The organism is Hymenobacter gummosus, assembly GCF_003970915.1.
Taxonomy (GTDB): Bacteria; Bacteroidota; Bacteroidia; order Cytophagales; family Hymenobacteraceae; genus Solirubrum; species Solirubrum gummosum.
The window spans coordinates 212,679-238,850 of the sequence record NZ_RXOF01000006.1 but is presented as its reverse complement, the minus strand read 5'-3'; the positions used below and the strand labels follow the sequence as shown (position 1 = coordinate 238,850).

Sequence of the window (26,172 nt, the reverse complement as noted above, 5' to 3'; positions counted from 1 at the left end):
AGGCGCGGGCGGCAACGGCCGCGCCAACGGGATTACAACGCAACTTGGCCCTTCAGGTTGGCACTGCCGCGGCCGATGCCCCAACGCGGGCGGCGTACCCTGCGTATCGGGCAGTGACGAGCCGCCGCCGCTGGCCGGCGCGCTTCGTTTACCGCACCTTCTCTCACCTCTCCGCTGCTTTATGAGCCGACTTCTTCTGACTAGCTTCCTGATGCTGGTCGGCAGCCTGGCACCGTGGCTTTCTGCCCACGCCCAGGGTACCAAAACCCAGACCGCCCACCCCGAACGCCCCAATTACCGCGGCATCGGCCAGGACTGGGAAAAAACCACCCCGCCCGACAGCTCCAAGCTGCGCTACACCGTGTTCCTCATCGGCGACGTGGGCAAGCCCGCCCCGCAGGCCCAGGGCGGCGAACCGTCGTTGAACTTCCTGCGCCGGCAGATTATGAAGGAAGGCGAACGGAGCACCACCATCTACCTCGGCGACAACATCTACGAGTACGGCCTGCCGCCCGTCGGGGCCCTGGACCGCAAGGTGTCCGAGGAGCGCCTGGTGGACCAGATCAACGTGCTGCGCGGCTACAAGGGCGAGAAGTACATGATTCCGGGCAACCACGACTGGAAGCAGGGCCTGCGCGGCGGGCTCGACCAGGTGATTCGGGCCCAGGTGTTCAGCGAGGAGTACATGAACCGCGACTCGGCCGCCTTCGCCAAGACCGGCCCCTTCTACGTGCCGGCCAACGGCTGCCCCGGCCCCTACGAAATCCTGGTGCAGGACAACCTGGCCATCATTGCCATCAACTCGCAGTGGTTCTTGCAAGGCCAGGAGCGGCCCTACGGGGCCAACAGCGGCTGCGGCGTAGCCAACGAGGCCGACTTCTTCGTGCAGCTGGAGGATTTGATGGCCAAGCACCGCAACAAGAACGTCATCGTGGTAGCCCACCACCCCATCTTCTCCGACGGCATCCACGGCGGCTACTTCACCCTGGCCGACCACCTGTTTCCGCTCAGCATCGTCTACAAGTACGCCTTCATCCCGTTCCCGATTATCGGCTCGGTGTACCCGTTTGCGCGCAAGTACGGCGGCATTTCCCAGGACATTCCGCACCCCCTGTACCAGCAGTACAAGAAGGGGCTGATGGACATCTTCGCCAAGTACCCGAATACCATCTACGCCGCCGGCCACGAGCACAACCTGCAGTATTTCAAGGTGGAAGACCTGCACCACATCGTGTCGGGCTCGGGCTGCAAAACCCAGCACGTGCGCGTGGGCCGCGACGGGGACGCCCTGTTCTCGGACAAGGAGAAGGGCTGGGCCCGGGTGAACTACTACAACAACGGCGAAGTGTGGCTGGAATACTGGATTCCGAACGAACAGGGCGAGACGGGTCGGCTGGTGTTCCGCCACTCGCTCTACGCCAAGCAGGCCCAGGCCGGCGACGCCACCACCGCCCCCGACCCCTTCAACATCGACCTGAAAGGCCGCCCCAACTTCAAGGACTCTACCGTGACGGTGGCCGTGAACCCGCGCTACGCCAAGCGCAGCGGCCTGCACCAGGCCTTCTTTGGCAAGCACTACCGCGCTGAGTGGGCCACGCCGGTGAAATTCCCGGTGCTGGACCTGGCCACCGAGAAAGGCGGACTGGAGCCCTACAAAATCGGCGGGGGCAAGCAGACGGCTTCGCTGAAAGTGCGCAACGAGGAGGGCCGCAACTACACCATCCGCGGGCTCGATAAGGACCCCTCGGCCGTGCTGCCCGAGGCCCTGCGCGAAACGGCCGCCAAGGACATTCTGCAGGACCAGATTTCGGCCCAGCATCCCTACGCCTCCATCGTGCTGCCGCCGCTGGCTACGGCCGCCGGCATTCTGCACACCAACCCCGAGTTGCGCTACATTCCCCGCGACCCGCTGCTGGGCCAGTACCTGGCCCGCTTCCAGGACACGCCCGCCGCGCTGGAGGAAGACGCCAAGGACGACCAAAGCAACGTGGAATCGTTGGGCAACGCCAAGAACCTGGTGGGCACCGACCGCGTGCTGGAGCGCATGCGCCAGGACAACGACAACCACATCCGGCCCAAGGCCTTCGTCCGCTCCCGCCTGTTTGATATGTGGATTGGCGACTGGGACCGGCACGAGGACCAGTGGCGCTGGGCCGAAAGCAAGGACGAGGACGGCGACCGGACCTTCACGGCCGTGCCCGAAGACCGCGACATTGCCTTCTTCAAGGGCGACGGGTTCTTCCCCTGGCTGGCGCGCCGCAAATGGGCCATCCGCAACTTCCAGAACTTCGGCGAAGACTACGACGACTGGAAGGGCCTGAACCTGACGGCGCTGAGCAATGACCGGGTATTCCTGGGCGAGGTGTCGAAGGAAGACTGGGTGAAAACGGCCGAGGACATGAAAAAGCGCCTCACCGACCAGGTTATTGACGACGCGCTGCGCACCCGCTGGCCGGAGCAGATTTACAAGCTCCACGGCGCCGAAATTGCCCAGAAGCTGAAGAAGCGCCGCGACCTGCTGCCCGAGCTGGCCGCCGACTACTACGAGCTGGTAGCCCAGAAAGTAGAGGTAAAAGGCAGCGACAAGCAGGAACGCTTCGTGGTGCAGCGCCTCGAAGGCGACAAGACCCGCGTGCTGGTGAAGAAGGTCAACAAGGAGGGCAAGGCCTCCAAGACCCTCTGGGACCAGACCTACGACGGCGAGACGACCAAGGAAATCCGCCTCTACGGCTTCGCCGGCAACGACTCCTACCGCGTCACCGGCGACCAGCCTAGCAGCATCCGCCTGCGCATCATCGGCGGCATCGACCGCGACACCATCACGGACCTCTCCACCAAGGGCGGCTCCTTCCTGCGCCCGCACTCGGTGCAGGTGTACGACGCCGACTCGGGCAACGTGATTACGCCGGGCAAGGAAACGCGCCTGCGCCTGGAGCCGGGCACCGAGGTGAGCGAGTACGACTACCCCTCGCGCACCAACAAGCGCGACTACAAGCTGCCCTACTTCGGCCCGGCCGTGTTCTTCGGCTACAACGTGGACGACGGCGTGTTCATCGGCGGCGGCGGCACGCTGCGCACCTACGGCTTCCGGCGCGAGCCTTTCGCCACGGAGCAGACGCTGGTGGCCAACTACGCCCCGGCCCGGCAGGCCTACAACATCCGCTACGCCGGCGTATTCACCGACGTGCTGGGCAAGTACGACCTGCGCATCGACTCGCGCCTGTTCGGGCCGCAGCTGCTCTACAACTACTTCGGCAAGGGCAACGACACGGAGAACAAGACCAAGAACTCGGCCGGCGGCAACCCGCTGGGCAACCGCGTCATCAACGACGCCTACCGCATCCGCTTCTCGCGCTTCAACTTCCAGCCCACGCTGGAAACGGACGTGTTCAGCTTCCTCAAGTTCGGTATCGGGCCGCAGTACGACCAGTGGCTGATCAGCCGCGAGGACATTGGCAACGAAATCCGCCAGGGCCTCGACGAAGACGGCAACGGCGTGAGCGGGGCCGCCACCGGCATCCGCGCCTCCGATTTCGGCATGAACCGCTACCTCGGCGGCCGGGCCTACCTGAACCTCGACGCCAGCTCCTCGCCCAAGAACCCGCGCATCGGCATCCGCTGGTACAACTCGGCCGAGTACAACTCGCAGATCAACGGGGAGAAGCTCAAATACGGCCGCCTAGCCTCGGAGCTGCGCTTCTACGTGTCGCCGAACTTCCCTTTCCAGCTCACCTGGGCCGGCCGCCTGGGCGCCGCCCGCAACATCGGCGACTACCGCTTCTACCAGGCCAACACGCTGGGCGGCACCACCAACCTGCGCGGCTACCGCCGCACCCGCTACGCCGGCCGCGCCATGACCTACGCCAACGCCGAGGTGCGCGTGCAGCTGTTCACCTTCAACGCCTACCTGCTGCCGGGCAAGTTCGGCATCATGGGCCTGGCCGACGCCGGCCGCGTGTACAGCGCCCAAGACGTGGAAACCGGCTTCAAGGCCTACCACACCGGCCTCGGCGGCGGCATCTGGATCGACGTGCTCAAGCAGGCCGTCATCAATGCCACCTACACCGTGGGCGAGGAGCGGCTCATCAACGTGGGCTTCGACTTCCTGTTCTAACGGCCGCAGCTGGCTGTAAACTCCGAAAAAAGCGCGTGGCACTTGGTGTCACGCGCTTTTTTGCGTCCGGGCGGAAGGCGTCGTGAGGTAAGCATAGCGGATTCATGAACAGTGCGCCCTGCCTGTAGCGCGGGCTTGAGCCCGCGTCCGCCTGTACGACCCCGTTGGGTGATGTTCGAGCGGCACGGACGGACGCGGGCTAAAGCCCGCGCTACAGGCCGGCTGTCCACGAATCCGCGATAGTAACGGGGCCGAGCGTAGCCTTTTTGGCCCGTTCACGTTTAGGCATCATCAGCCCTGCCGCATCCACTCACCGAACCTTTTTCGGCCATGCCGAACACTTCTACTTTCGCCCGTTTCCGCGCCCCCTTGCTGGCCGGTACCATTAGCCTGCTGACGCTGGCCGCCCAGGCCCAGGACCAGCCGCCCACCCGCCCCATCTACCCGCCGCCCGCCCCGCTGCCCTCCGACACTGCCGCCGCCGACCAGGTGGGCCAGAGCCAGGAATTTGCCGTGCCTTCAGTTATCGGTGGCGGCCCGAGCAAGGGCGTGGTGTTTCACTACGAGCGGCTCGGCAACTTCAAAATCGACACCAAGCTGCGGGACCGGGAGCCGGAGGCCCAGGCCAGCACCACCGTCACCAAGAACGCCCGGGCCTTTATCAAGGCCTATGCCCCGCTGATCAACCACCCCCACCTCAAGCTCATTCTGGGCCTGAACTACGACCGGGAGGAGTTTCAATTCAAGGACCCCAACGCCTCCAACTTCTATCGTAACCTCGAAGACAAGGGCCTCAAGGTGCTCGGCGCGCAGCTGGCCGCCATCCGCCCCATCGACAACGTGCACTGGTACATTGCCCGGGTGAAGGGCGAGCTGAACGGCGACTACACCTCCGGGGAGCTGTCGGCGCCCAAGGACTACCTGAAGATGTCGGCCGAGTTTATCTACGGCTGGAAGCGCAGCCCAAGCTTTGCCTGGGGCATCGGCGGGCAGCTGGGCTACACCTTCGGGCGGCAGAGCATCTACCCGGTTATTCTGTACAACCGCACCTGGAACAAGCACTGGGGCGTGGAGTCGCTGTTTCCGGCCCGCGTGACGGTGCGCTACAACGTGTCGCCGGCCACGCTGCTCTTCGCCGGCTACACCGTCGACGGCTACAACTACAACATCAAGCTGCGCCAGCCCCTCGACAACCGCCTGGAAACCCTCATCCTGCGCCAGACCGAACTAAAGCCCCGGGTGCGCCTGGAGCGGGAAATCTATGACTTCATCTGGTTCGGCCTCGAAGCCGGCTACCGCTACAACGCCTCCTTCAACGCCCTCGACGAGGACGGCAACAAGGGCTTCAGCCTGTTCCGCGGCAGCCCCCGCCCCCGCATCATCGACAACACCCTGGGCGGCGCCCCTTACGCCAGCGTGGAGGTGTTCCTGGTGCCCCCGCGCAAGTTTTTGAAGAAAACGGCCAGCCAGTAGGGGCCTCACCCCCCGCCCCTCTCCCGTGGAGAGGGGGAGCCTGGAGTCAGCAACGACAGCGGGAGCGATAAGCATAGGCTCATGGCTCCCGCTTTTTGTTTCCGCGCTGCTTACCGCCAGAGAATAATTTACGCTTATTTGGCTAGTGCCTCCGCGGCGGGCAGCGGAGGCGCTAGCCGAAGCTGCCCGCGTCATTGCTGACTCCAGGCTCCCCCTCTCCACGGGAGAGGGGGCGGGGGGTGAGGCCCCCTACTTCCGCCGCTTCTTGCGCAGGTACTCGTAGGTGGCCTGCTGGGCGCGCACGGGCTTGTCGTCGGCGCCGTCGCGCAGGTACTGGTTTTGCCAGTCGCGGGACTTCTGGTTGTCCTGCCGCTGCAAGTCGAGCAGGTGGCGCACCTCGCGGCGCACGTCCGCGTCGTAGAGCGGGAAGGCCACTTCCACGCGGCGGTCCAGGTTGCGGGCCATCCAGTCGGCGGAGGCCACGTACACGCGCTCCTGCCCGCCGTTGCCAAACACGTACACCCGGGCGTGCTCCAGGTAGCGGTCCACCAGCCCGCGCTGCTGAATATTTTCGCTCTGCCCCGCCACGCCCGGAATCAGGCACGAGATGCCGCGGATCAGCAGCTCTACCCGCACGCCGGCCCGGCTGGCTTCGTAGAGCTTGCGTACCATGCCCTCGTCCTGCAGCGCGTTCAGCTTCAGGATGATGTAGGCCTCCTGCCCCAGCCGCGCGTGCTCGATTTCCACGTCGATGAGGTGGTTCAGCCGGTTGCGCAGCTCGAAGGGGGCCACCAGCAGGTGCCCAAACGGCGCGGGCGTCTCGCGGGAGCGGAAGAAGTCGAAGATGCGGGCCACTTCGGTGGTCAGCCGCTCGTCGGCCGTAAACAGGCCGTGGTCGGCGTACACGTGGGCGGTGGCCTCGTTGAAGTTGCCGGTGCTCAGGTAGGCGTAGTGCCGCGGCTGCCCTTCTTCCTGCCGCGCGACGAGCAGCAGCTTGGCGTGCACCTTCAGCTCGGGCACCCCGTAGATGACCACCGCGCCGGCCCGCTCCAGCTTCTCGGCCCAGCGGATGTTGGATTCCTCGTCGAAGCGGGCTTTCAGTTCCACTACCACCGTCACGCGCTTGCCGTTTTTGGCGGCTTTGAGCAGGGCCTTGGCCACTTCGCTCTTACCCGCCACCCGGTACAGCGTGATGCTCACCTCGGTTACGGCCGGGTCCTTGGCCGCTTCCTTGATCAGCCGCGTCACGTAGTCGAACGACTGGTAGGGGTAATGGATCAGATGGTCGCGCTGGCTGATGGCGGCCAGCATACTCTCGTCCTTGCTGCGCGGCAGCGAGGGGTGGGGCAGGGCGTTCTGCGGCGCGTACTGCAGCTCCTTGCGCCCGAAGCCCGGGAAGCCGAAAAAGTCGCGGAAGTTGTGGTAGCGGCTGCCCTCCACCAGCTCCTCCTTGCCGATGCCGGTTTTCTGCATCACCGCCCGCAGCGCCGGTTTGGGCATGGCCGGGTCGTAGAGCAGGCGGGCCGGGTAGCCGGTTTCGCGCTTCTGCAGGCTGCTCTTAATCTTGGCCAGCATATTGCCCGATACCTCCTCCTGAATGTCCAGCTCCGCGTCGCGCGAGATTTTGATGCTGCTCACGTCCAGGTGCTCGTACTTCGGAAACAGCTCCTGGGCGCAGCAGCGCACCACGTCGTCGAGGAACATCACGTAGTGCTCCGAACCTTGGTCGGGCAGCTGCACGAAACGGCCGCCGTGGCGCTTGGTGGGCAGCTCCATCACCAGCACGCGCTCCTCGTCTTCGGCCTTTTTGCCCTTCACGTGCCCCGTGAGGTAGAGCACCAGGTAGGTGGTCTGGTCCTTCAGGAACAGGTGGTGCAGGTTGTCATCGAGGACAATCGGCGACAACAGATCCTGCACTTTCTCGCGGAAGTACTGCTGCACCCAGCGGCGCTGCTCCCCGGTCAAATCGTGCTCCGACACGAGGTGAATGTGCTGGCGGCGCAGCTCGGGCAGGATGTGGTTGCGGAAGGTGTCGCCGAACAGCTCCTGCTGCCGGCTTACCTCGGCCAGCACCTGCTGCAGCTGGGTGGCGGGGTCTTCGCCCAGCTTCTCGCGGGTTTTGCGCTTGAGGTTCTGCAGGCGGCGCAGCGTGGCCACGCGCACCTTGAAGTACTCGTCGAGGTTGGAGGAGAAGATGGCCAGAAACTTCAGCCGCTCCAGCAGCGGTACCTCGGGGCTCTGCGCTTCCTGCAGCACCCGGGCGTTGAAAGTCAGCCAGCTTTGCTCCCGGTTCAGCAGCGTCGGCTCCGGGGCCGGGGGTGTGGTAGCGGTTTCGTGCGGCATATGTAGTGAAATGGTGAGGTGGTGAAATGGTGAGGTGATGTACAGGAGGCCGGCACCGCGCAGCTTGCGCAAGCAGAACGACACTCACTATTTCACCACCTCACCATTTCACCGTTAGTCCTCGTGGTTCTTCGGCGAGTCGACGAAGTACAGCTCGGCGTTTTGGCGGCTGACTTCGGCCCAGCTGTTGGCCTGGAAATGCAGGCACACCACGGCGGCGGTGCTCATTTCGTTGATCAGGCTCGGCGAGAGGGCGTTGACGGTGTCGGTTATGGTGGGGTTGTGGCCCACCAGCAGCACCGAGCCGGCCTCGTCGGGCAGCCCGTGCACGACGTCGACCAGCCGGTCGAGGTCGGCCTCGTAGATGCCGTCGACTACCTGAATGCGCTCGGGCGGGTAGCCCATTTCCTTGGCTACCAGGGCCGCCGTGCTCAGGGCACGCACGGCCGGGCTGCTCACCAGCAAATCCAGCTGAATATTACGCTCGGCCAGGGCCTGGCCCATCTGGGGCGCGTCGGTGCGGCCGCGGTTGTTCAGGGGCCGTTCTTGGTCGCTCAGGCCGTCGAAGTTCCAGCTCGACTTGGCGTGGCGCATCAGGTACAGGATTTTCATTGGGGGAGGGGGCTTGGAGTCGCGCGCTTCTTTACTGGGGTGCCCCCAAAATAGTTATCCACCTCGACCGGTACCAACGAAAAAACCCGCCCTGCCGGTAGCAGGACGGGTTTTACGGTGGTGAGTGAGTGAGTGAGTGTAGCGGGGAGCGAAGAGGCCGCGCCTGGCGGGGCCTCTTCGCTCCCTGTCGGAGCAGAGGCGGTTATTGCTTCACGAAGCGCTGGTGCACCACCAGGTCGCCGTCCTTGAGGCGCAGGGTGTACACGCCGGCGGGCAGGTTCTGCACTTCCAGCATGCCCGAGCCGTCGTAGCGTACCTGCTTCATTTCCACGCCGCGCACGTCGTAAATCTGCACCTGCACGTCGCCGGCTTTGTGCTCGGCCGGCAGTACCAGGTTCACTACGTCGCTGGTCGGGTTCGGGAACAGCTTGTAGTCAGCTGCGGTAGCCTTGGCGGCTTCCGACTGGCGCAGGCCGCCCGAAATAGTGATGGAGTAGTCTTCCGTCTCGCCGTAGCTGAAGGAGCCGCAGCTGGTGGTGGCCGAGTTGTCGCTCATCACCACGCGCAGGCGGGTTTTGCCGTTTTTGGCCGTGGTGGGCACCGTGAAGGCGCTGCTCAGCGTGATGGCCGAGTTGCTGCTGCGGCTGGCTACCAGCTCGCCCGAGTCGCTGAAGTCGCCGTCCTGGTTGTAGTCGATGTACACCTTCCAGTATTCGGTGTAGGCGGTGCTGGTGAAGCCGGCCGAGTAGTAGATGGTCTGGGCCGAGCCGGCCGTTACCGTGGTGCCCAGGGCCGTGCCGTCGTAGTAGCCGGCGTCCTTGCTGGAGCTGCGGTTGATGGAGCCTAGCTGCACCAGGTCAATCCACTCGTAGCTCACGTTGCCACCTTTCGAGGCGCAGTAGGTCGGGGTAGTCGGGGTGGGCGTGGTGCCGCCGGGAGCAGTGCCGCCGTCGGAAGTCACGAGGCCGGCGCGGGCGCCGCCCGAGGCAAACAGCGCGTTCATGCGCGTCGACTGGCCCACCGAGAACATGTACATGCAACGGTCATCGGTGTAGTCCATGTAGTTCATGAACATGTCGCCGTTGGTGGTGTTGCCGCAGGTGCGCTTCGGGAAGGAGGGGCAGCCGTAGTTCGAGGTCTGCTGGGTCGGGGTGTCCGATACCAGGTCGTTGCCGCAGTTGGCGTCGCCCCAGATGTGGCGCAGGTTCAGCCAGTGGCCTACTTCGTGGGTGCCGGTGCGGCCCAGGTTGAAGGGCGACACGGCCGAGCCGCCGCGGCCGAAAGCCGTGGTCAGGATAACTACGCCGTCGGTAGCGGCGGGGCCGCCGGGAAACTGCGCGTAGCCCAGCACGCCGCCCGAGAGGTTACACACCCACAGGTTCAGGTACTTGCTGGAATTCCAGGCGTCGAGGCCGCCGGTGCTGGCCGACTTCATCTGGTCGTCGGTGCCCCAGGACGTCTTGGTGGTCTGCTTGCGCTGAATGCCGGTGGTAGCGGCGCCGCTGGGCGTGCGCTTGGCCAGCACGAATTCGATGTTGGCGTCGGCGGCCAGGCCGGCGAAGGCCGACGGCACGCTGGTCCGGTCGGCGTTCAGCTTGCGGAAGTCCTCGTTCAGCACCGCAATCTGCGAGGCAATCTGGGCATCCGAAATGTTTTGCGCGGCGGTGTTGTACAGCACGTGCACCACTACTGGGATGGTCACCACGGCCGTGGTCCGGTTGGCCGTGGGGTTGGCCTCGAAGCTGCGCGTATGCGACTCCACGGCGGCCATGCGCTGGGCCAGGCCGGGGTCGGCGGCGAGTTGGTGGGCCAGGTGGTCATTGGTGGCGCACTGGCGTACCGACTGGGCCTGCGCGGCCGAGGTCAGCAAGCCGAGGCAAGCCAAAGCAGCGTAGAAGGTTTTCTTCATGAACGGTTGGTTTGGTTGTGGAAAAAGAGAGCTGTGGGTGATGAAATTGAAATTGAGGCTGCCAATGTTTGAAGAAATTACGGTGCTAACAAGTGTTTGTTGAATAATTTTTGCAAAACCAGAAAAAATATTACCCATCGATGTCAAAGTAGTTGGATGGATGAGTTGAAAGTGTACTTTTGCGGCCCGATAAAATTTAGTTGTGTTTATCATATAATAAATATACCAATGTCTAAACATTGGTTGTTCAGCTGTAACTGCTTTGCTGATAATTATTTGCGGTGTTCATTCATCGGCCTGGATGCAAAAAGCCCCGGCTGACATTCAGCCGGGGCTTTTGACTATTTCCTGGATAAGCAGCGCTTACTCCTTCACGAAGCTCTTCTGCACCACCTGGCTGCCGTCGCTGATGGCAATGCGGTACAGGCCCTTGTTTAGGCTCTGCACGTCGAGCTGGCCGGTGCTGGCGTCGTAGCGGGCCCCCTTCATCAGCTGGCCGTGAATGTCGTATACCTGCACGCTGGTGGCGCTGCTGCGGGCCCCCGAGGTGGCGTCCGTCAGCGTGAGCACCGAGGCGGCGGGGTTGGGGTAGAGCGAGTACGAGCCACCGGTAGCCACCGTGCGCGGGGCAGTGCCGCCGTTGGAGGTTACGAGGCCAGCGCGGGCGCCGCCCGAGGTAAACAGCGCGTTCATGCGCGTCGACTGGCCGCTGGTAAACATGTACATGCAGCGGTCATAGGTGTAGTCCATGTAGTTCATCGACATGTCGCCCTGGTTGCCGCAGGTCACGTGCGGGAAGGCCGGGCAGCCGCCGTTGCTGGTCTGCTGGGTCGGCGTGTCCGATACCAGGTCGTTGCCGCAGCTGGCGTCGCCCCAGATGTGGCGCAGGTTCAGCCAGTGGCCGATTTCGTGGGTAGCCGTGCGGCCGCCGTTGTAGTTGGTGGCCGCGCCGCCGGGCACCGAGGAGTACAGGCACACCACGCCGTCGGTGGCGGCGGCACCGCCCGGGAACTGCGCGTAGCCCAGCAGGCCCTGGCCCAGGTTGCACAGCCAGAGGTTCAGGTACTTGTCGCGGGGCCAGGCGTCGGAGCCGCCCTTGCTGCTGTACTTCACAAAGTCGTTCGAGCTAAACGAGCGGGTTTTGGTCGACTTGCGCACCACGCCGGTGGTCGGGTTGCCGCTGGGGTCCTGCTTGGCCAGCACAAACTGGATGTTGGTGTTGGCGGCCAGGCCGGCGTAGATGGCAGGCGTCTGGCTCGCGTCGGCGTTCAGCTTGGCGAAGTCCTCGTTGAGCACCCGGATCTGGGCGTCAATCTGCGACTGCGGCACGTTCTGAGCAGAGGTATTGTACACCACGTGCACCACCACGGGGATGGTTACCACCGCGTTGGTGCGGTTGGCGGTGGGGTTGGCGGCGAAGCTGCGCGTCTGGGCTTCGATGTTGGCTAGGCGCTGGCTCATGGCCGGGTCGGCGGCGAGCTGCTGGGCCAGCACGTCCATGGAGGCGCACTGGCGGCCGGGCTGCTGCTGCACGGTACCGATGCTGCGGTCCTGATCCTGGGCCACGGCGGGCTGCAGGGCGGCAATGCCTAAGCCAAGTGCAAGAGCGTAGAACGTTTTTCTCATGTAAGGTTTGGTTGAGGTGGTGGCAAGAAGTGTCCGGTTAATAGATGGATTTATTTACACAAAAGCAAAAAATAGGTTTCATAATTTTAAATAACACAATTGCTATATACTTGCCAGTGAAGGAAGTAAAAATTCGCAATTCACGAATTGGGCAAAACAAAGAGCCCGGCGGTTGGGCCGGGCTCGAAGCTGGACAGGATTAGTACAAAAACGACTATTCCTCCGCGGAGTAAGCCGCCAGGTCGGGGAAGGGCGGGTGGCCGGGGTACTGCCGCTCGTAGATGCCGCGCAGGCGCCGGGCAATCATGGCGCGCAGCTCGTCGATGTTTTGCCGCTCCTGGGCCGAGATGAAAATGACCGGGTCGTGCAGGCGGGCCATGTAGGAGGCCTGTAGCTGCTCCAGCGTGGGGCGCGTCTGCACCTCGTCGGCGTGGTGCAGGTCCTCGGCGTGGTCGGGCTCCACGTCGTGCAGGTGGGCAGCCGGGTCCACGTCGGTCTGGTACTGGTCGATTTTGTTGAACACCAGGATGGTCGGCTTCTCGGCCGCGCCAATGTCCTTGAGCGTGTCGTTGACTACCTGAATGTGCTCCTCGAACGAGGGGTGCGAAATATCCACCACGTGCAGCAGCAAATCGGCTTCGCGGATTTCGTCCAGCGTCGACTTGAAGCTCTCAATAAGGCGGGTGGGCAGCTTGCGGATAAAGCCGACGGTGTCGGAGAGCAGGAAGGGCACGTTTTCGAGTACCACCTTGCGCACCGTCGAGTCGAGGGTGGCGAAAAGCTTGTTTTCGGCAAACACCTCGGTGCGGGCCAGCAAGTTCATCAGCGTCGATTTGCCCACGTTGGTGTAGCCCACCAGGGCCACGCGCAGGATGCCGGTGCGGGCCTTGCGCTGGGTCTGGGTCTGCTTGTCAAATTCCTTGAGTTGCTCCTTGAGCAGGCTGATCCGGTCGCGCACCACGCGGCGGTCCGTCTCGATTTCCCGTTCGCCCGGGCCGCGCATGCCCACGCCGCCGCGCTGGCGCTCCAAGTGGGTCCAGAGGCCCGTCAGGCGCGGGAGCAGGTACTGGTACTGGGCCAGCTCCACCTGGGTGCGGGCCGTGGCCGTCTTGGCCCGGGAGGCGAAGATGTCGAGGATGAGCAGGGTACGGTCCAGGATTTTCACCTTCAGCTCGCCCTCCAGGTTGCGCAGCTGCGAAGGCGAAAGGTCGTCGTCGAAGATGACCATGCTGGTGCCGTGGTGCTGCACGTAGGCGCGAATTTCCTCCAGCTTGCCCGAGCCCACGAAGGTGCGCAGGTCGGGCTTTTCGAGCTTCTGGATAAAGCGCTTGGTGGGCACGGTGCCGGCGGTTTCGGTGAGGAAGGCCAGCTCGTCGAGGTATTCGGTGGTGACGCTGTCGTCCTGGCGTTTGTCGGGCACGGCCACCAGCACGGCGGTTTCGGCTTCCTGGCCGGTTTCGTAGGTGGCGTCCTTGTTGCCCTTGGCCAGGATGCGCCCCACGCGGCCCTTCACCGAGTCGGTGGCGCCGGGGTGGCGGGTGCTGTTGGAGCGTCGTTTGGAAGAAGGTCGGCTAGGCATAGGTTTGGGAGACAGGAGGCAACCGGGGGCCGGCTGCGGTACGTGTGGGGTGGGGGGAAGGGTGTGGCTACGCGCGGCGAGGCCCGCAACAAGCGGGTTTCTGCCGGTAACATACGGTAAAGGTAATGTAGTGGCTAAGGGCCAGGCTAAAGCACCTTAACCAAGCGCCGGAACGACCAACCAGTTAGCCATCCAGCTATTTGGCCCGTTTTACTTCAGCGTGAGGCTGTAGGCGGCCACCTGCTCAATCTGTTCGGGCGTGAGCTGGCCCTTGAAGGCGGGCATCTTGCCCAGGCCGTTCGTGACCATGTACACCCGGCCCATCTGGTTGAGGTTGCTCTTGGTCAGGTCGTGGGCGCCGTTGAGGCCGCGCTTGCCGTCGGGGCCGTGGCAGAGCACGCAGTTCTGCTCGAACAAGGCCTTGCCGGGGTCGACCACATCGGCCGCCGCCACGGCCGGCGCGGGAGGCGTAGCAGCGGGCTTTTCGGCCTCGCCGCAGCTGCCGAGCAGGGTCAGCAGCAACAGGGCGGCGGCCAGCAGCGGGGCGGGTGCGGCGGCCGGCTCGGGGCGCAGGCAGGACCACTGCCAGACCTCGCCCCAGTTCGGATCGATGACGGGGCCCAGGTACTGCAGGCCGGCTTTTTCCAGCACCCGGCAGGAGGCGTTGCGCGCGGGCTGGGTCAGGGCCGTCACGCGGCGCACCCGGGGGTGACCAAAGGCGTAGTCCTTGAGGGCACGGGCGGCTTCGGTGGCCAGGCCCTGCCCGCGGTAGCTTTCCAGCACGCTGTAGCCGATTTCCACGGTGCCCTGCTCGTCGGGGCGGCCCTTGAAGCCGGCCAGGCCGATCAGGCGCTGCTCCTGGCGGTGCACCAGCAGGTACATCCACCAGGGCTGCAGGGCCGGGTCGCGGCGCAGGTGCTGGTAGCCCGAGGCCAGGGCCATCTGGGCTTCCATCGAGCCGGGCCAGCCCGCCTCGGCCGTTACGCCCAGCACGCCGGCCAGCACGTGGGGCCCGGCCAGCGCCGCCTCGAAGTAGGTCGGGGTGCAGGGAATCAGCTGGAGGCGCGGGGTGGTGAGCATGGCGGATACGGGGCGGGTGAGCAAGGCAAAATTACGGGCAAATCGGGCCGCGCGGCCGCTACTGCAGCTGCACCGACTCGATATCCACCTGAATGGGGGCGCCCACGGCCGGACCATTCACCACTACCTGCAGCACCTCGGCCTCGGAAAGACGCAGCTGCGGGGGCTGGCTGGCGGGCCGGAACTGCAGGGGCAGAAAGCCGGGGTAGGGCCGCGGGGTGATGAGCAGGGCGTCGGGCTGCAGGCGGCTGAGCGGGATGCGGATGGTCTGCCACTCGGCGCTGAGGCGCAGCGGGGCGGCGTAAGCGGCGGCGTCCTTGGTGAGCAGGGCCACTTTCACCGCGGCCGCCGGCTGGTTGCTGCGGGCCTTCACCACCAGCTCCTTCACGCCGCCCAGCTCCGAGGCGCGGCCCGTCAGATAATCGGCGAAGTAGGCGCGCAGGCTCACGCTGGGGCCGGGCGCGGCCGGGCCGGCGTCGGCTTTGGTGGTGGGCACCACCAGGCGCAGGGCCAGGGCGCCGTCGGGGGCGCTGGTCACGTAGTCGGCCCAGCCGGAAAAGGCGTTTTCGGTGCCGCGCACCTCGGTGCGGGGCTGGTCGCGGGCGGGCTGGTAGAGCGACACCGGCGTGCCGGCCGCCACCACGGGCACTTCCCAGCGCTGCGGGGAGAAAAAGTCCCAGTCGCGGGGCTGGCCTTCGGCGCCGCCGGGGAAAGTCAGGGCGGGCTGACCGGGGCGCTTCAGAACCACCCAGTAGCGCAGCAGGCCGGGGTAGAGCAGCTCGGCGGGCACTTCGGCCTCGGCGGTGGCGCCGGCGCCGCGCGTCATGGGCAGGGTGCGGGTGCGGCCGTAGAAGTGCTGCGCTACCAGCAGCAGGCTATCCTGAGGCCCGGCGCCGCCTACCAGCACCCGCAGGCGCAGGGGCTGCCCGGCCGTGGCCTGGGCGTAGGGCTGGTGGCGCAGCAGCGGGGGCTGCTTGGTCGGGGCCGGGGCCACAAACTCGCCCAGCTTGAGGGCGCCCAGCGGCGTATCGGCCCCGAAGGCGGCGGTGCTCTGGCCGCGGGCGGCCAGCAGGTACACGCCGGGGCGCACCGTCAGGCGGGTCCCGCTGGCGGTGGCCTGGGCGGGGTTGCCGGGGTTGAGGCCGCGCAGGCTGAAATCAGCGCCCAGCCCCGGCAGGTTCACCGTCAGCGGCTGCTCGTTCCATTCGAGGTAGGTGACGGCCTTGCGCAGGGAGGCCGTTTCAAACGGGTCGCGCACCGGCACGGCGTCGGGCAGCACCTCCAGCCGCCAGATGCCGGCAGCCAGGCGGTCGAGAAAGTAGGCCCCCGAGCCGCCGTACGTCACCAGCGGCGAGGAGCCCACGCCGGCTACGTGCTGCAGCTTGGCCGGCTTCTTCGGCTGGGTGCGGGTCGAGTTGGTGTGGTAGAACTCCTCCTCGGTGTTCATTTCGCTCAGCTGCTGGCGGTAGCTGACGCGGAACGGCCCAAACGTGGAATCGGCGGGGTAGCGGCGGAAGGGCTGGCTGCGCTTCACCTCGCGGAACACCTTGCCCGCAATGAGCAGGCTAAGGGCCTTGGCCGGCGTGTAGGCCAGGTTCAGGTAGTGCGTCTGGTACTCGGTGTTGTAGGGGGCAATGGCCAACGGGTCGTAGGCAAACTGGGTGGCCCACTGAAAACCGGCTTCGCGGAAGCTGCGGGCCATCAGCGGGTACATGATGGGCTGCAGCACGTCGGCCGACTCGAACTCGTACACCATCTTGGCACGGCGCTTAAACCGTGGGTCGTTGCGGTAGGGGATGGGGTACTGGTCGACGTAGGGCAGCAGGTTGCCGCGCAGCTCGTGGCCGCTCACCAGGCCCTGCGGGTACCACTGAAAGGTAATGCCGTCGACGTTGGCATCGAGGATGGCCTCGTGCACCGGGTAGTTTTCGGCGATGTTGTAGAAAATGGGCTTCTGCAGGCCGGTGGCGCGCATGGCCCGCACCATGCGGTTGGCAAAGTCCGTCACCTGCGCCTTGGGCTCGTGGTAGCGCGGCTCGTTGCACACCTCGAAGGCAATGATGTCCGGGTCGTCGCGCAGCAGGCGCTTGGTATACGGGTTCTGGTGGTTCAGAAACTGCGTCAGGTACCGCTCCTGAGCCGCTATGGCGCGCGGATTCACGTACGCTTCGGCCTTGGAGTAGATGCTGGAAAAGCCGGTGCCGGAGTCGGGCTCGGGGTAGCCATTGTTCCAGTAGGCAATGGGCGTGAGGATGGTCTTAATGCCGCGCTGCTTAAGCTCGGCCAGCAGAAAGTCGAGCAGGCGCAGGTGTTCGTTTTGTTGCAGATTGCCCAGCGTATCGGTGATTTCCACGTCCCAGACGTGCACCCGGAAGGCATCCACGCCCATGCGGGCCAGGTGGTACACGTCCTGTCGGATGGCCTGCTCCACGTCGGCGCCCACGCGCTGGTGGGCCCGGTAGGCGTGGGCGAAGGGCGCGGTGTAGTTGACCCCGAACAGGGCCACCTCCCGCTTGGAATCCGTCCAGCGCAGCACGCCTTCTTTGTCAACGAACACGCCGGCCGCTGGGGCCTGGGTGGCCCGGCGCTGAGCCTGGGCGGGGGAAACAGTCAGCCCGCCGAGCAGCAGGGGCAGCAACAGAAAACGCAGAAGCTTCATAGGCAAGGGCCGGCCGCGGGGCCGGGTTCAGGCTGCAAAAGTACGCCCCGCATCCCGGTCCGGGCTGTCTGCTTCCGGAGCCGGGCGTCTGACTTCCGGGTACGTGGCCAGCGTTTCCGGGTAGCGCCCCGACGCTTCCGGGAGCCTAGGACCGGCTTCCGGGCACTGGCGCGCGGCTTCCGGACCCATGCGGCCCGCTTCCGGGGGCGTGGCCGCGGCTTCCGGCCGGGTGGGGAATGGTTCCGGGCGCATGGGCGCGGTTTCCGGGTGCCCAACCGAGCTTCCGGGTGGTCAACCGACCTTCCCGGCGGTCAACCGCACGGGAACCGACTCCCCAACGCCTACCCCCATACCCGCTTGCCCTATCTTTGCGCCCCGGCGCCCAACCCGCGCCGGCTTTTTTATGCGCGTTGCCATTGTCATCAATACCAGCTGGAACATCTGGAACTTCCGCCGTAACCTCGTGCGCGCCCTGCAGGCCGCCGGCCACGAAGTGCTGGCCATGGCCCCGCCCGACGCCTACTCCGAACGGCTCGAAACCGAACTGGGCTGCCGCTACGTGCCCATCCCGATGGAAAACAAGGGCACCAACCCCGTCAAGGACGCCCAGCTGACCAAGCGCTTCTACGACGCCTACCGCCGCCACCGCCCCGACGTGGTGCTGCACTACACCATCAAGCCCAACATCTACGGCACGCTGGCCGCCCGGCTGGCCGGCATTCCGAGCGTCAACAACGTGTCGGGCCTGGGCACGGCCTTTATCGTGCAGAACCTGGTGAGCCGCATCGTGCTGGGCCTGTACCGCTTTGCCTTCCGCTTCCCCAAGCGGGTATTTTTCCAGAACGACGACGACCGGCAGCTCTTTCTGCAGCACCAGCTGGTGCGCCGCGAAATAACCGACCTGCTGCCCGGCTCCGGCATCGACGTGGAGAAGCTGCGCCCCGACCCGCAAGCCCCCGTGCGCCACGAGCCGTTCGTGTTCCTGATGATTGCCCGCGTGCTCTACGAAAAGGGCGTGGAGGAGTACTTCGAGGCCGCCCGGCAGGTGCGCGCGGCCGTGCCCGGCACCCGCTTTCAGCTGCTCGGCGGCATCGATGAGTCGGGCGGGGTAGGGGTGAAGCGCGTGGTGTTCGACGAGTGGCTGCGGGCCGGCAACGTGGAATACCTCGGCACTTCCGACGACGTGCCCGCCCACATCCTGCAGGCCGACTGCGTGGTGCTGCCCTCCTACCGCGAAGGCACGCCCAAAACCCTGCTCGAAGCCGCCGCCCTGGGCAAGCCCGTGGTAACCACCGACGTGCCCGGCTGCCGCGAAACCGTCGTTGACGGCCAGAACGGCTACCTCTGCCAGGTGCGCTCCGCCGATGACCTCGCCGCCAAGATGCTGCAGGTGCTCCGGCTGCCCGACGCCGAGCTGCGCCGCATGGGCCAGGCCTCGCGCCACTTGGCCGAAACCAAGTTCGACGAGCGGCTGGTGCTCGATAAATACCTGCGCACCGTCGCCGAATTCGGCCGCCGATAGCCCTATTTTAGCCCCGGGACGCGCTGGCCGCGCCCCGCGCCGTCCCTACCGAATCTGCCCGATGGAAGTAATTCAGTGTCCGCTCAGCGGGGTGTTGGAGCTGGTGCCGCGCGTGTTTGGCGACGCCCGCGGCTCGTTCCTGGAGTCGTTCAGCGCCCGCCTGCTGGCCGAAAAAGCCGGCATCCGGGAAGACTGGGTGCAGGACAACCAGTCGGTGTCGGCGGCCGGGGTGCTGCGCGGGCTGCACTTCCAGCGCCCGCCCTACGCCCAGGCCAAGCTGGTGCGCGTGGCCCGCGGCCGCGCCCTCGACGTGGTGGTGGACATCCGCCGCGACTCGCCCACCTTCGGCCAGCACACGCAGGTACTGCTCTCGGCCGAGCGGGCCAACATCGTCTACATTCCCACTGGCTTCGCCCACGGCTTCGTCTCCCTCGACGACGACACCATCTTCCTCTACAAGTGCAGCAACTACTACGAGCCGGCCCACGAGGGCGGCCTGCTCTGGAACGACCCCGCCCTGAACATCCGCTGGGGCGACGAGGATTTCGTGCCTATCGTCTCACCCAAGGACGAAATCCTGCCCACCCTGGCCGAGCTGAACAGCCCTTTTTAGGAGTTTAAGAGGGTAGGAGGGTAAGAGTTTAGGAGTTAAAAAGTTTGCGAGGGTAGGAGTCGCCCGAACGATAACTCCTACCCCCTTACCCCTATACCCTCTTACCCTTACAGCAGCTCCATCAGCGTTTCCAGGCCCATGCCGCGGGAGCCTTTGACGAGCACGAGGCGTTCCTGCAGCGGATGCTCGCGCAGCCAGGCGGCCGCCTGGGCTTTGGTGTGGAAGTGGTGGAAGCCCGGGCGCTGGGCGCGCTGCATTTCCTGGCCCACCAGCAGCACCGTGCCGTAGCCTTGGCGCAGCAGCAGGTCGCCGAGGGCGTGGTGCTCGGCCGTGCTTTCCTCGCCCAGCTCGAACATGTCGCCCAGCACCACGGCTTTGCGGCCGGCCTCGCCGGGGCGGGCCGTAAAGCTGGCCAGGGCCGCCGCCATCGAGGAAGGGTTGGCGTTGTAGGCGTCGAGGACGACCTCGTTGTGGGCCGTGCGCACCAGCTGGGAGCGGTTGTTTTGCGGGTCGTAGGCGGCCAGGGCCTCGGCAATGTCGGCCGTGGGCACGCCGAAGTGGGCTCCCACGGCGGCGGCGGCGGCCAGGTTCACGAAGTTGTAGGCCCCGGTAATGGCCGCTTCCACCGGCGTGCCGTCGAACAGGCGCAGGCGCACCCGCGGCGCGGCCGACAGCAGCTCGGCCGGGTAAGTATCCTGCGGACCGGGGTACGTCACGCGCTGGGGCAGCAGCTGGCCCGCCGCGGCCAGGCGCGCATCGGCCGTGTTGACGAAGACCGTGCCGCCGGTGGCCGTCAGGAAGCGGAACAGCTCGGTCTTGCCCCGGGCCACGCCCTCGATGCCGCCGAAGCCCTCCAGGTGGGCCTTGCCGATGTTGGTGATGAGCCCGTGCGTGGGGCGGGCGTACTGGCAGTAGCTGTCGATTTCGCCCTGGTGGTTGGCGCCCATTTCCACCACGGCCAGCTCGTGCTCCTCGGGCCGGATGCTGAGCAGGGTGAGCGGCACGCCGATGTGGTTGTTGAGGTTGCCGCGGGTGTACTGTACCCGGAAGCGGCGGCTGAGCACCGCGTTCAGCAGCTCCTTGGTGGTGGTTTTGCCGTTGGAGCCCGTCACGGCCAGCACCGGGATGCGCAGCTGCTGGCGGTGGTGCAGGGCCAGCTGCTGCAGGGCGGCCAGGGTGTCGGGCGCGTAGCAGTAGCGGGCCGGGTCGGTGGCGGCCAGCGCCTCGTCGTCGACCACGGCAAAGCGGGCACCCTTCGCCAGGGCCTGCGGGGCGAAGTCGGCGCCGCGGAAGCTGGGGCCGTTCAGGGCCACGAACAGCGTCTGGTCCTGGGCCTGGCGGGTATCGGTGCTCACGGCGCGGCACTGCCGGTAGCGGGCGTAGAGGTCGGAAATGGAAATCGGCGGCATACCAGCGGGTTTGGCGTAATTTGGGAAAGGAAATCTAAGAAGGGAACCAAGGAGCCCCGGCGCAAATTTTGCTGTTAGTTCCAACCTAATTCGCTTTTCGGGCATCATCCTCGTCATTCAGCCCTTCTTTCCGTCTTTTTCTATGCTTCGTCGTTTACCCGCCCTGCTGGCCTTGCTGCTGCCCCTGGCCGCCGCGGCCCAATCCCCGTTCGGCTTCGAATACCGCCCCAACCTGCTGCCGCCCGTGCTGGTGGGCTCGGATACCCTGCACCTGGCCTGGGCCGGGGGCCTCAACAGCCCCCAGTATTCCAGCATCGACCTGAACGCCGACGGGAACAACGACTTGTTCGTGTTTGAGCGCATGACCAACCGGGTGCTGACCTTCCTGAGCGTGCCGGCCCCCACGGGCGGCCGGCGCTGGCAGTACGCCCCGAGCTACGAAAGCATCTTCCCCGCCGACCTGGACCGCTGGGCCCTGCTGCGCGACTACGACTGCGACGGCCGCCCCGACCTCTGGGCCTTTGCCGGCACCGGCGACGTGCGGGTGTACCGCAACGTGGCCGGCCCGGGCGGGCGGCCCACCTTCCAGCAGGCCAGCCCCCAGCTGGCGTTCTACAACACCACCACCTTCAACGGCACCATCTACCTGGGCAGCTACGACATCCCGGCCATTCAGGACGTGGACGGCGACGGGAAGCTCGACATCATTGCCTTCGACTTCGGCTTTGGCACCCAGGTGCAGTACTACCGCAACGTCAGCACCAGCTGCGGGGGGCTGCAGTACCGCTACGAGTCGCTGAACTGGGGCGGCATCACCTTCTGCGGCAGCACCTGCACCGATTACAGCATGGCCGGCACCGCCTGCCGCCCCACCGGCATCAACCACACCGGTGGCTTCGGGCTGCTGCTGCAGGACTTCGACAACGACGGCGACCAGGACCTGCTGCTGGGCCGCGACAGCTGCCCCGAAATGGTGGCCATCCGCAACTCGGGCACGGCCGCCGTGGCCAACACCAACAACAGTAGCCTGCTGCGCACGCTGCCCAACGGCCTGGGCGTGGTCGATTTGGTGAACTACCCCGTGCCCTACGCCATCGACGCCAACCAGGACGGCAAGCAGGACATCGTGGTGGCCTCGGGCCTGGCCAACAACGACGATCTGACCACCATGCGCCGCAACGGGGCCATGTTTTTCAACACCGGCACCAACGCCGCCCCCAACTACGTGCGGCAGAGCGGCCCCTTTCTGCAGGACCAGATGATTGACGTGAGCGAGGGCGCCGCCACGGCCTTCGGCGACATCGACGGCGACGGACTGGTGGACATGCTGGTGGCCAATACCGCCGACCAGTACGCCGGGCCGCTGTCGTCGGGCACGTACCGCGCCACGCTGTCCTACTACCGCAACATCGGCACGGCCCAGCGCCCGGCCTACCGCCTCGTCACCAACGACTACCTCAATCTGTCGGCGCTCAGCCTGCAGAGCCTGCGCCCGGCCCTGACCGACCTCAACCGCGACGGGGCCCTGGATTTGGTGTTCGGCAGCTACTACATCGGCGCCAACTTCCTTTTCTACTACCTGAACACGGCCGCCGCGGGCCAGCCGGCCAGCTTCAATACCAGCCAGCTCAACAACCTCAATAACCTCGGCAACACCCGCGGCGACACGCCCTGCTTTACCGACGTGGACGGCGACGGGTACCTCGATTTGCTGATTGGCACCAACACCGGCCACCGCCTCACCGGCGGCTCGCTGCGCTACTACCGCCGCAACCCCAGCCAGCCCCTGAACGACGCCTTTACGCTGGTCAATGACAACTTCGGCGGCTTCCGCACCCCCGACAACCAGCGCCCCATGAACCTGACGCCCGCCGTGGCCGACGTGGATGGTGACGGCACGCCCGATTTGCTGGTGCTGGAGCACACCGGTACCCTGCACCTGGTCACCAACTACCGCGCCCAGAGCGGCATCTTCACCGAGCGCACCGAGGTGATGCGCAACCCGGCCACCGGCCAGATGGAGGCGCCGCGCTGGGGCAATACCGTCAGCGTCGACCGCAGCCGCAACCACCTCAACCTGGTCGACCTCAACGGCGACAATGCCCCCGAGCTGGTAGTCGGCACCGAAGCCGGCGGCCTGATGCTCTACGGCACCGTGGGCCGCATCACCAGCACCCGCCGCCAGGCCGCCGATGCGCTGCCCCTGCAGGTGTACCCCAACCCGGCCCAGCAGCAGGTCACCGTGGAGTCGGCCACGCCGGCGCGGGTGCTGCTGCGCGATTTGCTGGGCCGCGTGGTGCAGCAGCACGACGCCCTGCTGCGCCGCCAGCAGCTCAACGTGGAAACCCTGCCCGCCGGCGTGTACCTGCTCGAAGCCACCGACGCCAACGGCCGCCGCGGCGTGCAGCGTCTACAGGTGAAATAGTGAGGTGGTGATATGGTGAGTTTCACCGCCTAACAGGCCCAAAACCCGCAAACGTAGCGGCCCCGGCAACCTTGGTTGCCGGGGCCGCTACGTTTGCGGGTCGTACTGTTTGGTAGCTCAGGTAGTCGGTAAGGAGCCGTCCGCACGTCAACTCACCATTTCACCACCTCACTATTTCACAGCTTCACCATCTCCCCGCTTACGCGCAGGTCGAACTCGTCGGCGTCGAGCAGGGCGGGGAAGCGGCCGCGGTAGGCTTCCAGGTCGGCGCGGCGCAGGGTGCGGGTGATGCCCGTTTCCTGGTTGCCGACTTCCACCAGGTACTCGCCCTTCATGTCGAGCAGGGCCGAGTCGCCGTCGTAGGGCTGGCCTTTCAGGTCCATGCCCACGCAGTTGACGCCCATGGTGTAGGCCAGGTTTTCGATGGCGCGGGCGCGTAGCAGGGTCATCCAGGCGGTGCGGCGGGCGGCGGGCCAGTTGGCCACGTACAGCAGCAGGTCGTAGGGCTGGTGGATATCGTTGCGGCTCCACACGGGGAAGCGCAAATCGTAGCAGACGAGCGGGCAGATGCGCCAGCCGCGCCACTCCTCGATCAGGCGCTGCTGCCCGGCGGCGTACACTTCATGCTCGCCGGCCATACGGAACAGGTGGCGCTTGTCGTAGTGGCTGTACGAGCCGTCGGGGCGCACCCAGTGCAGGCGGTTGTAGTAGTGCCCGTCCTCGTCGCGAATCATGATGCTGCCGGTAATCACCGCGTCGCGTTTGACGGCCAGCTCCCGCATCCAGGCCAGGGTAGGGCCCTCGGCCGGCTCGGCCCAGCGTTCGGCCTCCATGCTGAAGCCGGTGCTGAACATTTCCGGCAGCACAATCAAATCCGTCGGAATGGAAATTTCGGCGATATGCGCCGCCAGCTCGCTGCGGTTGGCCGCAGGGTCGTGCCACTTGATGGCGAACTGAACAAACGAAACGGTGAGGTCGGACACGGTGAGAGAGCGAAGAAGAGGGTTACTTCGGCATGTTACTGAATTGAGGGTAAAAAGACAATAGAAGATTTGGAAAGTGATACGTCTCAGTGCAAACTCCCGCCCTTACTCAACCCGAAAGTCGGCGTAGCCGGAGAAGGGGGGAATTAGCCCCGGAAGCGGCGCAGCCGCTCGGCGGCGGCCTGCAGCGTCTCATCCTGCTTGGCGAAGCAGAAGCGCACCAGGCCGTGGTCGGTGCCGTCGTGGTAGAAGGCCGACACGGGCACCACGGCCACGCCGGCTTCCTGGGTGAGGCGGTGGGCAAATTCCACGTCGCCCAGGCCGGGAGCCAGCTGCTGGTAGCGGGCCAGCTGGAAGTAGGAGCCCTCGGAGGGCAGCAGCTCGAAGCCGGTGCCGCGCATCAGCTGCCCGAACAGGTCGCGCTTCTGCTGCATAAAGCGCGGCAGGTAGTCGTAGGAGGTGGCGTCGCCGAGCACGTCGGCAATGGCCAGCTGGGCCAGGGTGCTGACGGCGAAGGTGACGAACTGGTGCACCCGGCGCACCTCGGCGCTGAGGGCGGGCGCAGCCACGCAGTAGCCCACTTTCCAGCCGGTGGCGTGGTAGGTCTTGCCGAACGACGACACCACGAAAGCCCGCTCGCGCAGGGCCGGGTGGTGCAGGGCCGAGCGGTGCGGCCGCCCGTCGAACACCATGTGCTCGTACACCTCGTCGGACAGCAGCAGGGTGTCGGAATCGGTCAGCAAGGCGGCCAGCTGCTGCCAGTCCTCGTCGGTCCACACGGCGCCGGTGGGGTTGTGCGGGGTATTCACCATCACCAGGCGGGTGCGGGGCGAGAGGGCGGCGCGCACCCGGTCCCAGTCGGGGCGAAACTCGGGCAAACTCAGGGGCACGTACACGGGCCGGCCGCCCGCCAGCCGGATGGCCGGGGCGTAGGAGTCGTAGGCCGGCTCCAGCACCAGCACCTCGTCGCCGGGGCGCACCACGGCCGTGATGACGGCAAACAGCGCCTCGGTGGCCCCGCTGGTGACGGTAATATCCGTGGCCGGATCGGGCGCGGGTACGCCGTAGACGCGGGCGGTTTTGTCGGCAATCAGCTCGCGCAGGCGCGGCAGGCCGGGCATGGGCGCGTACTGGTGCTGCGGGCCCTGGGCGTGGTGGGCCAGGGCTTCGGTGAGGGCCGCGGGCGGGTTGAAATCGGGGAAACCCTGGGCCAGGTTGATGGCCCCGTGCTCGGTGGCCAGCTGCGTCATCACCGCGAAGATGCTGGTGCCGACGTCGGGGAGTTTGGAAGTAAGCAAGGTGGGGAACGAAGAAGCAGTGGAGGCCCGTAAGTTACGGTCCGCGCAATATGCGGCTACTTGTCGAAGTAGTGAATCATCCGCTCCGCTTCTTCCGGGCTGAAATCCGCTTGGTGTTTGGCCAGGGCGGCCCGCACGTCGTCGGGTGCGCGGCCGGTGCCAGTCCAGCGGACGACGGAGACGCCCCGGCTACCGCGGATAAAGTAGCAGGTAGTCCAATGGGAGGAAATCGGACTGATGATATAAAATAACCCTAGGTTGTCTCGGGTAACCAAATCATTCAGGCAAACATCCACGCGTCGAACATCGACACGCCATTCCATCTGGTTTTGTTCTGTTATGAAAGCAGATAACCGCCGAATGTCTCGGTTACGCAGATGAAGGTCCGCTACCTGTACGCACCATTTAGGCGGTGGCATCGGTGACTTCGTACCGTCCGCGTTTTCTCGCATAAGCTGCTGAAACTTCGGCGCGCAGCCCATGAGGCTAATGGCGCTCGGCAGCCCCGCCGCCAGATACTTTACAGC

16 protein-coding genes are annotated in these 26,172 nt (G+C 65.6%); 5 read left to right on the top strand and 11 right to left on the bottom strand.

Annotated features, from left to right (window positions below):
* Positions 1-181 precede the first annotated feature (181 nt).
* Positions 182-4,114, top strand: coding sequence for a metallophosphoesterase (locus tag EJV47_RS12720; protein ID WP_126693531.1), 3,933 nt, complete (start codon positions 182-184; stop codon positions 4,112-4,114).
* A gap of 330 nt (positions 4,115-4,444) precedes the next feature.
* Positions 4,445-5,587 carry a DUF6268 family outer membrane beta-barrel protein gene (locus EJV47_RS12715; protein ID WP_126693530.1) on the top strand — a complete coding sequence of 381 codons (1,143 nt, stop codon included), beginning with the start codon at positions 4,445-4,447 and terminating at the stop codon, positions 5,585-5,587.
* A gap of 249 nt (positions 5,588-5,836) precedes the next feature.
* Here the strand turns inward: EJV47_RS12715 and ppk1 are convergent, their stop codons facing one another.
* From ppk1 to EJV47_RS12680, 7 genes are all read right to left on the bottom strand, one after another.
* Positions 5,837-7,930, bottom strand: a complete 2,094-nt coding sequence (ppk1, locus tag EJV47_RS12710) for a polyphosphate kinase 1 (RefSeq protein WP_126693529.1) — start codon at positions 7,928-7,930, stop codon at positions 5,837-5,839.
* A gap of 114 nt (positions 7,931-8,044) precedes the next feature.
* Positions 8,045-8,542, bottom strand: coding sequence for a SixA phosphatase family protein (locus EJV47_RS12705; protein ID WP_126693528.1), 498 nt, complete (start codon positions 8,540-8,542; stop codon positions 8,045-8,047).
* A 202-nt stretch (positions 8,543-8,744) separates the two neighbouring features.
* Positions 8,745-10,451: a GEVED domain-containing protein gene (locus tag EJV47_RS28035; RefSeq protein WP_165903737.1), complete on the bottom strand. Its 1,707-nt coding sequence runs from the start codon at positions 10,449-10,451 to the stop codon at positions 8,745-8,747.
* A 363-nt stretch (positions 10,452-10,814) separates the two neighbouring features.
* Positions 10,815-12,077 (bottom strand): M43 family zinc metalloprotease, encoded by a 1,263-nt coding sequence (locus EJV47_RS12695; RefSeq protein WP_165903736.1) that lies wholly within the window; start codon positions 12,075-12,077, stop codon positions 10,815-10,817.
* Positions 12,078-12,291: 214 nt separating this feature from the next.
* Positions 12,292-13,656, bottom strand: a complete 1,365-nt coding sequence (gene hflX, locus EJV47_RS12690; RefSeq protein WP_126693527.1) for a GTPase HflX — start codon at positions 13,654-13,656, stop codon at positions 12,292-12,294.
* 210 nt (positions 13,657-13,866) lie between these two features.
* Positions 13,867-14,736 carry a GNAT family N-acetyltransferase gene (locus EJV47_RS12685; RefSeq protein ID WP_165903735.1) on the bottom strand — a complete coding sequence of 290 codons (870 nt, stop codon included), beginning with the start codon at positions 14,734-14,736 and terminating at the stop codon, positions 13,867-13,869.
* A 58-nt stretch (positions 14,737-14,794) separates the two neighbouring features.
* Positions 14,795-17,395, bottom strand: coding sequence for a cellulase family glycosylhydrolase (locus EJV47_RS12680; RefSeq protein WP_126693525.1), 2,601 nt, complete (start codon positions 17,393-17,395; stop codon positions 14,795-14,797).
* Between the two features lie 403 nt (positions 17,396-17,798).
* On the opposite strand from EJV47_RS12680, the gene EJV47_RS12675 reads away from it, so the two are divergent.
* Entirely contained in the window at positions 17,799-18,917 is a 1,119-nt protein-coding gene (locus EJV47_RS12675; RefSeq protein WP_126693524.1) for a glycosyltransferase family 4 protein, read from the top strand.
* A gap of 61 nt (positions 18,918-18,978) precedes the next feature.
* Entirely contained in the window at positions 18,979-19,530 is a 552-nt protein-coding gene (gene rfbC, locus EJV47_RS12670) for a dTDP-4-dehydrorhamnose 3,5-epimerase (protein ID WP_126693523.1), read from the top strand.
* A gap of 107 nt (positions 19,531-19,637) precedes the next feature.
* Here the strand turns inward: rfbC and EJV47_RS12665 are convergent, their stop codons facing one another.
* Positions 19,638-20,939, bottom strand: a complete 1,302-nt coding sequence (locus EJV47_RS12665) for a UDP-N-acetylmuramoyl-tripeptide--D-alanyl-D-alanine ligase (protein WP_126693522.1) — start codon at positions 20,937-20,939, stop codon at positions 19,638-19,640.
* Between the two features lie 142 nt (positions 20,940-21,081).
* Between EJV47_RS12665 and EJV47_RS12660 the strand changes: the two genes are divergently transcribed.
* Complete coding sequence (locus tag EJV47_RS12660) at positions 21,082-23,364, top strand: T9SS type A sorting domain-containing protein (protein WP_126693521.1); 2,283 nt, start codon at positions 21,082-21,084, stop codon at positions 23,362-23,364.
* Between the two features lie 176 nt (positions 23,365-23,540).
* On the opposite strand, the gene EJV47_RS12655 is transcribed toward EJV47_RS12660, so the two are convergent.
* From EJV47_RS12655 to EJV47_RS12645, 3 genes are all read right to left on the bottom strand, one after another.
* Positions 23,541-24,347, bottom strand: coding sequence for an amidohydrolase (locus EJV47_RS12655; RefSeq protein ID WP_126693520.1), 807 nt, complete (start codon positions 24,345-24,347; stop codon positions 23,541-23,543).
* Between the two features lie 146 nt (positions 24,348-24,493).
* Complete coding sequence (locus tag EJV47_RS12650) at positions 24,494-25,645, bottom strand: methionine aminotransferase (protein ID WP_126693519.1); 1,152 nt, start codon at positions 25,643-25,645, stop codon at positions 24,494-24,496.
* 56 nt (positions 25,646-25,701) lie between these two features.
* The gene (locus tag EJV47_RS12645; RefSeq protein ID WP_126693518.1) at positions 25,702-25,920 is read right to left on the bottom strand and encodes a hypothetical protein; all 219 of its coding nucleotides are present in this window, start codon (positions 25,918-25,920) and stop codon (positions 25,702-25,704) included.
* Positions 25,921-26,172: the final 252 nt, after the last annotated feature.